Below are 9,418 nucleotides of genomic sequence, written 5' to 3' on the forward strand. Positions count from 1 at the left end.
ACGTCCGGCAGGGGACGGGCCGGGTTACGCGATGTGCTCGGCCGCGAGCTCCGCCTGGTAGCGGTTCTTGAAATCGGGCAGCAGCCGGCGCAGCAGGACGGCACTGAGCGGGTGCCGGATGCCGTGGGCGTCGGCGAGGTGTATGTCGAGGACCTCGACGCTCGGCCAGTCGTTGTTCTCGTCGACGTACTGCTTGAACGCCGGGTACGTCAGGCGGCTGAACTCTGCGGCGTCCGGGTCGGCGAACTCCTGCTGGGCGGTGTCCTCCGCGCCGGGGCCCGCCGGGACCCGCACCGGCGTGGGCTCCAGGCCCTCGACGTACGTCGGGGCGTACGCGCCCTCATAGGCGTCCTGGGGCAACTGCGGCGCGGCGAACCAGGGGCTCTCGTGGTTGGCCGGGCGCTGCGGCGAACCCGGGCCCTGCTGCTCCGGCTGGGGCTGCCCGGCCGGGAGCTGCCCGTCGGCCTGCGACTGCTCGGGGTGCGGCTGGGCCTCCTCCCGCTGAGGCTGCGGGAGCTGCTGGGCCTGCGGGAGCTGCTGCGCCTGCTGGGGCTGCGAAGGCAGGGCCTGCTGGGCCTGCCGCTCCTGCACCGAGGCCTGGCCAAGCCCCGCCGCCGCCTTCTCCAGCTGCACCGGGCTCGGCGGCAGCAGTACCGGCTCGACACCCGCCGCGGCCAGGCCCGCCGGGGCCGTCTCGGCGAGGGGGACGCCGTACTTCGCCAGTCGCAGCGGCATCAGCGCCTCGACCGGGGCCTTGCGCCGCCACGCCCGGCCGAACCGGGCCTGCAGCCGCGCCTGGTAGATCAGCCGGTCCTGCTCCAGCTTGATGACCTGCTCATAACTGCGCAGCTCCCACAGCTTCATCCGGCGCCAGAGCCGGAAGGTGGGGATGGGGGAGAGCAGCCAGCGGGTCAGGCGGACGCCCTCCATGTGCTTGTCGGCCGTGATGTCGGCGATCCGGCCGATGGCGTGCCGGGCGGCCTCCACCGCGACCACGAAGAGGACCGGGATCACGGCGTGCATACCGACGCCGAGGGGGTCGGGCCAGGACGCCGCGCCGTTGAACGCGATGGTCGCGGCGGTCAGCAGCCACGCCGTCTGCCGCAGCAGCGGGAAGGGGATGCGCAGCCAGGTCAGCAGCAGGTCGAGTGCCAGCAGCACACAGATACCGGCGTCGATGCCGATCGGGAAGACCAGGGAGAACTCGCCGAAGCCCTTCTTCTCGGCGAGTTCGCGCACCGCGGCGTACGACCCGGCGAAACCGATGCCGGCGATGATCACGGCACCCGTGACGACGACGCCGATGAGTATGCGGTGCGTACGTGTCAACTGCATCGCGGCCACCCGCGATCCCCCTCCGTTGTCGAGCTCTGGCGGGCACAGCCTAGGCACACGTGTACGGAGCCCGGCCCTCGGGGGAGGGACAGGCTCCGTAAAGCGTGTGTGCCGAGTCCTGCTTGCCGGCCTACTTGTTGGCGGCGGCGACGGCTGCGACCGCCTCCTTCGTGGCCTTCACCGCGTCCTCCATCAGGTCGGACGGGGTCGGGGTCTTGGCTCCCGCGTAACCGGCGCCGTTGTAGGAGACGGTGATGACCACGTTCTCCGTGCGCGTGACGAGCGCGGCGTACTTGAAGTCCTCGTCGGTCTTCTTCAGGGCGTAGCTGATGGCGGTCGCCTCGTCGCCCACGCCCGGCGCGTCCGAGTCGTTGACGCTGGTCGCGCCCTGGGTCGCCTTCACCTTGGCGACTTCCTTGGCGTAGTTGTCCTGCGCGCGCTTCTCACCGCTGCCGAGCGTCGGGTCGGAGTCGTACCGCAGGATCGAGACGTCGAGCCAGCGGTACTGCGAGCCCTTGACGCCCTTGTCCTCCAGACCGTTCCACGAGCAGCTGCCGCGGTTGGCCGCGTCGCTGGACTTGCCCGGCGTGCCGGCCTTCGTCTTCACCTCCGGCACGAGTTCCTCGACCGTCTTGGCGGTGATCGCCTTGCACGGCTGCGGGATCTTCGCGTACTTCGCGGGCTCGACGGTCTTCGCCGACTCCTTGGCCGCGCCGGGCGTGGCGGCGGCCGACGAGGAGGACGACTCCTTCTTCCCGTCACCGCCGCTGCCGTTGCCGCTGTCGGAGTCCGACGAGCAGCCTGCGGCGACGAGCATCACCGGTACGGCTGCGCAGGCGAGTATGCGGGTGAGTCGCGGGGCTGATCGCTGCATGGTTCCTTCAGTCGCTTGAGTCGCTGGTATCGCTGTGAGTCGCTTGTCGTACGGTCCGGCCCGGCCACGGTAGCCCGACACGGTACGCGGGCGAGGGCCGCCACCTCTCCCCGGGGGCGCCCTCCGGTGGGGTCCGGGGCAGGCCGCGGGCGGGGCTACTCGTCGAACTTCTCGGCCAGCTTCCGGGCCAGGCCCTGCGCCTTTTCCTGCAGTTCCTTGCTGTCGGGCACCTCGGTGATCCGGGCCGGCTGCTCGCCGTACCGGACGGTGACGATCACGTTGGATGTGCGGAACACCACGCTCACGGTCCGGTGCTGGGCGGTCGAACCGTTGCGGGTGAGGACGTCGTCCAGGAACGCCGCGTCGCCGAGACCCGACAGCACGCGCGGTTCCAGGCCCTCGGCGGGGGCGGTGGCACCGGCGGTGGGTGAGCCGGGCGGCGTGGCGGGCGGCGTGGTGGCGCCGGCCGTACCGGCCGGCGCGCCCTTGCCGTCGGCGGTCGCGGCCGGGCCGGCGGTCGGCAGGCCCGCCGCGGCCTCCTTGCCCGCGTAGACCTGCTGGGCACGGTCGTCGTCGCTGACGGTGGTGTCGTAGGAGACGACACGCTCGAAGTCGAGGGTGAGCTGGTGGGAGGCGTCGGGGCCGTCGGCCTTCCAGCTGCAGCCGGCGCGGCGGTCGGTGTCATAGGTGACGGCCGCGGTGCCGCGCAGCACGGGCTGCGCCTGGTCGTCGGGGAGGAGAGTGACGCCGGGCAGCAGATCGCGGAGCGTGGAGCGCTCGACCGAGCCGCAGGGCTCGTAGAGCGTGCGGTACTTCCCGGGGGGTGCCGCGGAGTCGGCCGGGCCGCCGGCCTTGGCGTCGGTGGCGGAATCGCCGGAGCCGGAGCCGGCGCTGCAGCCGGTGAGGCCGGCGACACCGGCGGTGAGCGCCGCGAGGAGCGTGGCAAGACCGGGTGCGTACGCCCTTCGTCCCATGGTCCCGGGCTCCTTTCCCTGAGGTTCACTCCGCTCGCACCGGTGAGCCGGTCACCGGGTGCGCCGGGCCGGTTCCCGCCCGAAAACGGGTTGCCGCTCGTCACCGGCCCACGGACACAATGTGTATCGCACGCGCTGCCGTCGATGCCGGTCCGTTGTCCCTTACATGGCCCTAGTGACGGTTTTTGCGTTATCAGGCTTTTCGGGGGAATTGAGAAAATATGTCGTATGTAGAGGTGCCGGGCGCCAAGGTCCCGATCCGGATGTGGACGGACCCCGCCACGGTGGAGGACGGCGCGATGCAGCAGCTGCGGAACGTCGCCACCCTGCCGTGGATCAAGGGCCTGGCCGTGATGCCCGACGTCCACTACGGCAAGGGCGCGACGGTCGGCTCGGTGATCGCGATGCACGGGGCGGTCTGCCCGGCGGCCGTCGGGGTCGACATCGGCTGCGGTATGTCGGCGGTCAAGACGTCCCTCACGGCGAACGACCTGCCGGGTGACCTGTCCCGCCTCCGCACGCGGATCGAGCAGGCCATCCCGGTGGGGCGCGGCATGCACGGCGAGATGGTCGACCCGGCCGGGCTGTACGGCTTCTCGGCGACCGGCTGGGACGACCTGTGGGCACGGTTCGACGGGGTGGCGGAATCGGTCAAGTTCCGGCGGGAGCGTGCGACGAAGCAGATGGGAACGCTCGGGTCGGGCAACCATTTCATCGAATTCTGTCTGGACGAGACAGGCTCGGTCTGGCTGATGCTGCACTCCGGTTCCCGGAACATCGGTAAGGAGCTCGCCGAGCACCACATCGGGGAGGCCAGGAAGCTGCCGCACAACCAGGGACTGGTAGATCGCGACCTGGCCGTCTTCACTGCGGAGACCCCGGAGATGGCGGCCTATCGGCACGATCTCTTCTGGGCGCAGGAGTACGCGAAGTACAACCGGGCGATCATGATGGCCCTCTTCAAGGACGTGGTCCGCAAGGAGTTCAAGAAGGCCAAGGTCACTTTCGAACCGGTCATCTCCTGTCACCACAACTATGTGGCGGAGGAGCGGTACGAGGGCATGGACCTGCTCGTCACGCGCAAGGGCGCGATCCGGGCGGGCTCCGGCGACTTCGGGATCATCCCCGGCTCGATGGGCACCGGCTCGTACATCGTGAAGGGCCTCGGCAACGAGGCGTCCTTCAACTCCGCCTCGCACGGCGCGGGCCGGAAGATGAGCCGGAGCGCCGCGAAGAAGCGTTTCTCGACGCGGGACCTGGAGGAGCAGACGCGGGGTGTGGAGTGCCGTAAGGACTCCGGCGTCGTGGACGAGATCCCGGGTGCCTACAAGCCGATCGAGAAGGTCATCGACCAGCAGCGCGACCTGGTCGAGGTGGTGGCCAAGCTCAAGCAGCTGGTGTGCGTGAAGGGCTGACACGGACCGTGTCGGGTCACGGGGGAGAGGGCAGGGCCTCGGCGGGTTGGCGCCGGGGCCCTGCCCTTTCCGGGGGGCCGTGACCGCGCCGGTCAGAGCTCGCGGTGCACCTTGGTGTTGGAGGCCTGGGCCCGGGGGCGGACCACCAGGAGGTCGATGTTGACGTGCGCGGGGCGGGACACCGCCCAGGTGATGGTCTCGGCGACGTCGTCGGCGGTGAGCGGTTCGGCCACGCCCGCGTAGACCTTCGCGGCCTTCTCGGTGTCGCCGCGGAAGCGGGTGGTGGCGAACTCCTCGGTCATGACCATGCCGGGGGCGATCTCGATGACGCGGACCGGGGTGCCGACGATCTCCAGGCGGAGCGTCTCGGCGAGGACGCGGGCGCCGTTCTTGGCGGCGACGTAGCCCGCGCCGCCCTCGTAGGTGGCGTGGCCGGCGGTGGAGGTGACGACGACGACCGTGCCGGCGCCGCTCGCGGTCAGGGCGGGCAGCAGTGCCTGGGTGAGGTTGAGCGTGCCGATGACGTTCACCTCGTACATCTGCCGCCAGTCGGCCGGGTCGCCGGTGGCGACGGGGTCCGCGCCGAGGGCGCCGCCCGCGTTGTTGACGAGCACGTCGCAGCGGTCGAGCTGCGCCGCGAACGCCTCCACGGCGGGCCGGTCGGTGACGTCCAGCGCGTGTGCGGTGGCCCGGTGGCCGGCCGCGGTGAGCTCGGCGGCGAGGGCCTCGATGCGGTCCTTGCGGCGCGCGGTGAGGACGACGTGGTGGCCGGCCTCGGCGAGCTGCCGGGCCGTGGCGGCGCCGATACCGCTGCTCGCTCCGGTGACGACGGCGACGGTCATGGCGGTACTCCTCGCGCGGGTGATCGAACGGTCGATACGCCGTCAGGATAGGCGGGGGCCGCGGTCAGCGGCCGCGCGGGGCATACATGATCACGGCCATGCCGGCCAGGCAGATCAGTGCTCCCGTGACGTCGAAGCGGTCCGGCCGGTACCCGTCGGCGACCATGCCCCAGGCGATCGAGCCCGCCACGAACACTCCGCCGTACGCCGCGAGGATGCGGCCGAAGTCGCCCTCCGGCTGGAGGGTCGCGACGAAGCCGTACGCGCCGAGGGCGAGGACCCCGGCGCCGATCCAGATCCAGCCGCGCCCTTCTCCTCGGTCACCGCCCCGCACGCCCTGCCAGACCAGCCAGGCGCCGCCGATCTCGCAGAGGGCGGCGAGCAGGAAGAGCAGGGCGGAGCGGGCGACGAGCATGGGGCTCAGGGTGTCACGCGGAACACCGGCGGGGGCGCGCCGGTGCGGGTGTGCCGGAGGGTGGGGGGATGAATCGGTATCTTCTGGGCATGTCTGCGATGCGCAAGGCCGCGTTGGTGGTGTCCGTCGCCATGGCGACGATGGTGATGGTCGTGGGGACGGGCGGTGGTGCCGGGGCGGTCGGCCCCGAGGCCGATGTGGCGCACCACGGGCATTTCTCCCTGTGGGCGGGCCGGCTCGACGTGGTGGTGCTGAGCCAGAACCGCGGTCCGTCCGGACTGCACGACGCGACCGTGCGGCTGAAGTTCTCGCAGCCGGTCCTGGCCGGGCCCGACCTGCCCGCGGACTGTGTGTGGGCCGCCGACCGCGAGCTGCTCTGCTCGACCGGCGCGCTGCCGGCCGACGGGGCGTGGCGCGAGACGCGGCTGGTGCTGTGGCCGGCCGGGGCGCCCCAGGAGATGACGGTGGACGTCTCGACGGTGTGGAACGGCGGCGCCACCGACCGGAATCCGGCCGACAACAACCATCACGTGCTCGTTCTGTCGACCGGCGATCCGTACGTCTTCTGAGAGACTCGGTGCGTGATAGTCGAACGTGCGTACGCCCATGTGGCCTCCTATGACGAGGGCCAGTGGCCCTGGTCGGTGCCCTGTGTGCGCGGGCTCGTCGAGGACGGCCTGCACTTCACCGCGCCCGTGACCTTCCTCGTCGGTGAGAACGGCTCCGGCAAGTCCACCCTGGTGGAGGCCCTGGCGGAGGGCTTCGGCCTGGACTCCTGGGGCGGTTCGCACGACTGGCGCTATGCCAGCCACCGCCCCAAGTCCGTCCTGGGGGAGCGCATCCGCTTCGACGCGGCGCCGCGCGGCCGGCGCATGCTCGGCGACTGGTCCGCCCGTAAGGGGTTCTTCCTGCGGGCCGAGACCGCGCTGGACGCACTCGAGCGGGAGAGGTTCGCACCCGACACGGTCAGTCATGGCGAGGGCTTTCTCGCGGCGTTCCGCGGGAAGTTCCTCCATGCCGGGCTCTATGTGATGGACGAGCCCGAGGCGGCGCTGTCGTTCGCCTCCTGTCTGGAGCTGCTCGGCCATCTCGACCAGTTGGTGAAGAAGGGTGGCCAGGTCGTCTGCGCCACCCACTCACCGCTGCTGACCGCGCTGCCCGGGGCGGACATCGTCGAGGTCGGCGAGCACGGCATGCGCCGGGTGGCCTGGCGCGACCTGGCCCTGGTCGACCACTGGCGCCGCTATCTCGCCGATCCTCGGAGCTATCTGCGGCACATCCTCGACTGAGAGCCCGTCAACCCCTCGCCCAGGCCACGTACCCGTCGGGACGGATCAGCAGCGTGTCGTGACGGTCGCCGTTCGCCCAGGTCGCCCGGATGACCCGGGTGGGCGGGGCGGGGAGGTCGGCCGGAAGGTCCCCCGGCAGGTCCGAGCCGCTTCCCCGCGGGGAGACGAGCACGAACTCTCCCGCGCGCAGCAGCTCGTAGAGACGGCCCTGCGCGAGGGCCAGGTCGGGGGCGCGCCGGCCGGTCAGGCGGTGGGCACCGCGCCCGGCGCCGTATGCGATGCCGATACCGCTGACCATGGCCAGCGCCTTGGCGGACGCGGGGCGGACCGTGCGCAGGAGCCCTGTCGCCACGGCCCGGGTCGCCCGCTGCAGAGGGGTGTGTGCCATGGCGAGCCGGAGGATCGCTCCGCTGCTGCGCAGCACCGTGGTGCCGACGGGATGCCGCTCGAAGTGGTAGCTGTCGAGCAGGGCCTCGGCGTCGGGGGCGTCGCCACGCAGCACGGTGGCGAGCTTCCAGGACAGGTTCGCCGCGTCCTGCAGACCCGTGTTCATGCCCTGACCCCCGGCCGGGGAGTGCACATGGGCGGCGTCCCCGGCGAGGAAGACCCGACCCGACCGGTACGTGGGGACCTGGCGCTCGTCGCTGTGGAACCGCGAGATCCACCGGGGGTCGTGCATCCCGAAGTCCGAGCCGAAGGCGAGCCGGGCGATCCCACGGATCTCGTCGAGGTCGACCGGTTCGCTGTCGGGGACCTGCCGGTCGCGGTGCCAGCCCATGACCCGGTACCAGCCGTCGCCGAAGGGCGCGATGAACGCGAACGCGTCCCCCGTCCCGTTGACCGTGAGGAGGTGCTCCGGCTCCTCGGCCAGGCGGACGTCGGCCAGCACGATCGAGCGGATCACGGCGCTGCCCGGGAACGGCAGCCCCAGGTGCTCACGGACGGCGCTGCGGTGTCCGTCCGCGCCGACCAGATAGCGGGCCCGCAGTGTCACCGGCTCCCGGCCGGCGTGCGTGCCGCCCCCCGCTCCGTCCCCGGCGCCTCCGGCCGCGGTGCCCGCGAGTTCGACCGTCACTCCCTCCGCGTCCTGGCGCACTCCCCGCAGCTCCAGGCCGTGCCGGAAGTCGGCTCCTGCGGCCAGGGCGCGCCGCTCCAGCAGGTGCTCCACCTCGTACTGCGGGGTGATCAGGAGGAACGGGAAGCGGCTGCGCAGCCGGGCCAGATCCAGGGACAGGCGGCTGAACAGCCGCAGTCGTGTGATCGGCGTGCCCGTCTTCACCAGCTCGTCCGCCAGTCCGCGGGCGTCGAGCAGCTCCAGCGTGCGGGCGTGGACCGCGAAGGCACGGGTCAGATTGCCGGCTCCGGGCGCGCGGCGCTCCACGACCGTGACCTTCAGGCCCGCGGCGGCCAGATCGCCGGCGAGCAGCATTCCCGTGGGCCCCGCGCCCACGACGATGACATCGATCTCCGTGCCGGACGTGCCGTTCATGGCTGCCTCCAGGCTCCCGCGTCCAAGTGCCAACGCTCGTTGGTCAACGCTTGTTGGCAAATGTAGGGGCGGTGCCTCTGGCGTGTCAACACCTGTTGGCCTACAGTTGTTGGCATGAAGACGGAAGCCACTCCCGAGGCCGCGAGCGCGCCGCGCCGTTCGGACGCCACCCGAGCCGCGATCCTGGAGGCCGCCCGGGAGAGGTTCGCCGCGGACGGCTACGAGCGTGCGACCATCCGGGCCATCGCCCGCGACGCGGGCATCGACCCCTCGATGGTGATGCGGTACTACGGCAACAAAGAGGGGCTCTTCGCCGCCGCTTCCGAGATCGACGTGCGCCTCCCGCCGATCGGCGCGCTTCCCGCCACACACATCGGGGCCGTCCTCGTCTCCCACTTCCTCGACCGCTGGGAGGGGGACGAGGTGATGACCGCTCTCCTCCGGGTCGGCGTCACCAACGCGGCCGGCGCCGAGCGTATGCGTGCCGTGTTCGAAGCCCAGATCGGCCCGTTCGTGGCCCAGGTCTGCCCCAGTCCCGCCGACGCGCCCCGCCGGGCCGCCCTGGTCGCCTCGCAGATCCTCGGCATGGCGCTGGCCCGGTATGTACTGCGACTCCCGCCCGCGGTGGAGATGACCCGCGAGGAGGTGGTGGCCTGGCTCGCTCCCACCGTCCAGCGGTACATGACCGCCGAGGCGCCGTGACGCGATGACGCGGTGAGGCATGACGCGATGACGCGGTGAGGCCGTGACGCGGTGACGCGGTGAGGCCGTGACGCGGTGACGCG

At 71.6% G+C, this 9,418-nt stretch carries 10 protein-coding genes; 4 read left to right on the top strand and 6 right to left on the bottom strand.

All coding sequences use genetic code 11. The features are described from left to right. Positions 1–24 precede the first annotated feature (24 nt). From ACY34K_RS31795 to ACY34K_RS31805, 3 genes are all read right to left on the bottom strand, one after another. Positions 25–1,344, bottom strand: a complete 1,320-nt coding sequence (locus tag ACY34K_RS31795) for a DUF2637 domain-containing protein (protein ID WP_462753348.1) — start codon at positions 1,342–1,344, stop codon at positions 25–27. A gap of 121 nt (positions 1,345–1,465) precedes the next feature. Then, on the bottom strand, positions 1,466–2,209 hold the full coding sequence (locus ACY34K_RS31800; protein ID WP_462753350.1) for a DUF3558 domain-containing protein: 744 nt from the start codon (positions 2,207–2,209) through the stop codon (positions 1,466–1,468). A gap of 155 nt (positions 2,210–2,364) precedes the next feature. Beyond that, the gene (locus ACY34K_RS31805) at positions 2,365–3,183 is read right to left on the bottom strand and encodes a DUF3558 domain-containing protein (protein ID WP_462753352.1); all 819 of its coding nucleotides are present in this window, start codon (positions 3,181–3,183) and stop codon (positions 2,365–2,367) included. 221 nt (positions 3,184–3,404) lie between these two features. On the opposite strand from ACY34K_RS31805, the gene ACY34K_RS31810 reads away from it, so the two are divergent. Beyond that, the gene (locus ACY34K_RS31810; RefSeq protein ID WP_462753354.1) at positions 3,405–4,598 is read left to right on the top strand and encodes an RtcB family protein; all 1,194 of its coding nucleotides are present in this window, start codon (positions 3,405–3,407) and stop codon (positions 4,596–4,598) included. A gap of 92 nt (positions 4,599–4,690) precedes the next feature. Here ACY34K_RS31810 and ACY34K_RS31815 read toward each other — a convergent pair whose 3' ends face one another. Both ACY34K_RS31815 and ACY34K_RS31820 read right to left on the bottom strand, forming a co-directional pair. Next, positions 4,691–5,440: an SDR family NAD(P)-dependent oxidoreductase gene (locus ACY34K_RS31815; protein ID WP_462753356.1), complete on the bottom strand. Its 750-nt coding sequence runs from the start codon at positions 5,438–5,440 to the stop codon at positions 4,691–4,693. A 64-nt stretch (positions 5,441–5,504) separates the two neighbouring features. Then, positions 5,505–5,855 (bottom strand): YnfA family protein, encoded by a 351-nt coding sequence (locus ACY34K_RS31820; RefSeq protein ID WP_462753358.1) that lies wholly within the window; start codon positions 5,853–5,855, stop codon positions 5,505–5,507. Positions 5,856–5,944: 89 nt separating this feature from the next. On the opposite strand from ACY34K_RS31820, the gene ACY34K_RS31825 reads away from it, so the two are divergent. Then, positions 5,945–6,424 (top strand): hypothetical protein, encoded by a 480-nt coding sequence (locus ACY34K_RS31825; RefSeq protein ID WP_462753360.1) that lies wholly within the window; start codon positions 5,945–5,947, stop codon positions 6,422–6,424. A 12-nt stretch (positions 6,425–6,436) separates the two neighbouring features. Further along, a complete protein-coding gene (locus ACY34K_RS31830; RefSeq protein ID WP_462753362.1) occupies positions 6,437–7,144 on the top strand; it encodes an AAA family ATPase in 708 nt (235 codons plus the stop codon). Positions 7,145–7,151: 7 nt separating this feature from the next. Here ACY34K_RS31830 and ACY34K_RS31835 read toward each other — a convergent pair whose 3' ends face one another. Further along, a complete protein-coding gene (locus ACY34K_RS31835; RefSeq protein ID WP_462753364.1) occupies positions 7,152–8,633 on the bottom strand; it encodes an FAD-dependent oxidoreductase in 1,482 nt (493 codons plus the stop codon). 114 nt (positions 8,634–8,747) lie between these two features. On the opposite strand from ACY34K_RS31835, the gene ACY34K_RS31840 reads away from it, so the two are divergent. Then, positions 8,748–9,335, top strand: coding sequence for a TetR/AcrR family transcriptional regulator (locus ACY34K_RS31840; RefSeq protein WP_462753366.1), 588 nt, complete (start codon positions 8,748–8,750; stop codon positions 9,333–9,335). Positions 9,336–9,418: the final 83 nt, after the last annotated feature.

The organism is Streptomyces sp. STAM6, assembly GCF_054963715.1.

Bases quoted from the DNA above. Each gene is read 5' to 3' on its own strand.
- ACY34K_RS31800 (WP_462753350.1), bottom strand. From the start codon at position 2,209: ATGCAGCGATCAGCCCCGCGACTCACCCGCATACTCGCCTGCGCAGCC.
- ACY34K_RS31805 (WP_462753352.1), bottom strand. From the start codon at position 3,183: ATGGGACGAAGGGCGTACGCACCCGGTCTTGCCACGCTCCTCGCGGCG.
- ACY34K_RS31810 (WP_462753354.1), top strand. From the start codon at position 3,405: ATGTCGTATGTAGAGGTGCCGGGCGCCAAGGTCCCGATCCGGATGTGG.
- ACY34K_RS31815 (WP_462753356.1), bottom strand. From the start codon at position 5,440: ATGACCGTCGCCGTCGTCACCGGAGCGAGCAGCGGTATCGGCGCCGCC.
- ACY34K_RS31820 (WP_462753358.1), bottom strand. From the start codon at position 5,855: ATGCTCGTCGCCCGCTCCGCCCTGCTCTTCCTGCTCGCCGCCCTCTGC.
- ACY34K_RS31825 (WP_462753360.1), top strand. From the start codon at position 5,945: ATGTCTGCGATGCGCAAGGCCGCGTTGGTGGTGTCCGTCGCCATGGCG.
- ACY34K_RS31835 (WP_462753364.1), bottom strand. From the start codon at position 8,633: ATGAACGGCACGTCCGGCACGGAGATCGATGTCATCGTCGTGGGCGCG.
- ACY34K_RS31840 (WP_462753366.1), top strand. From the start codon at position 8,748: ATGAAGACGGAAGCCACTCCCGAGGCCGCGAGCGCGCCGCGCCGTTCG.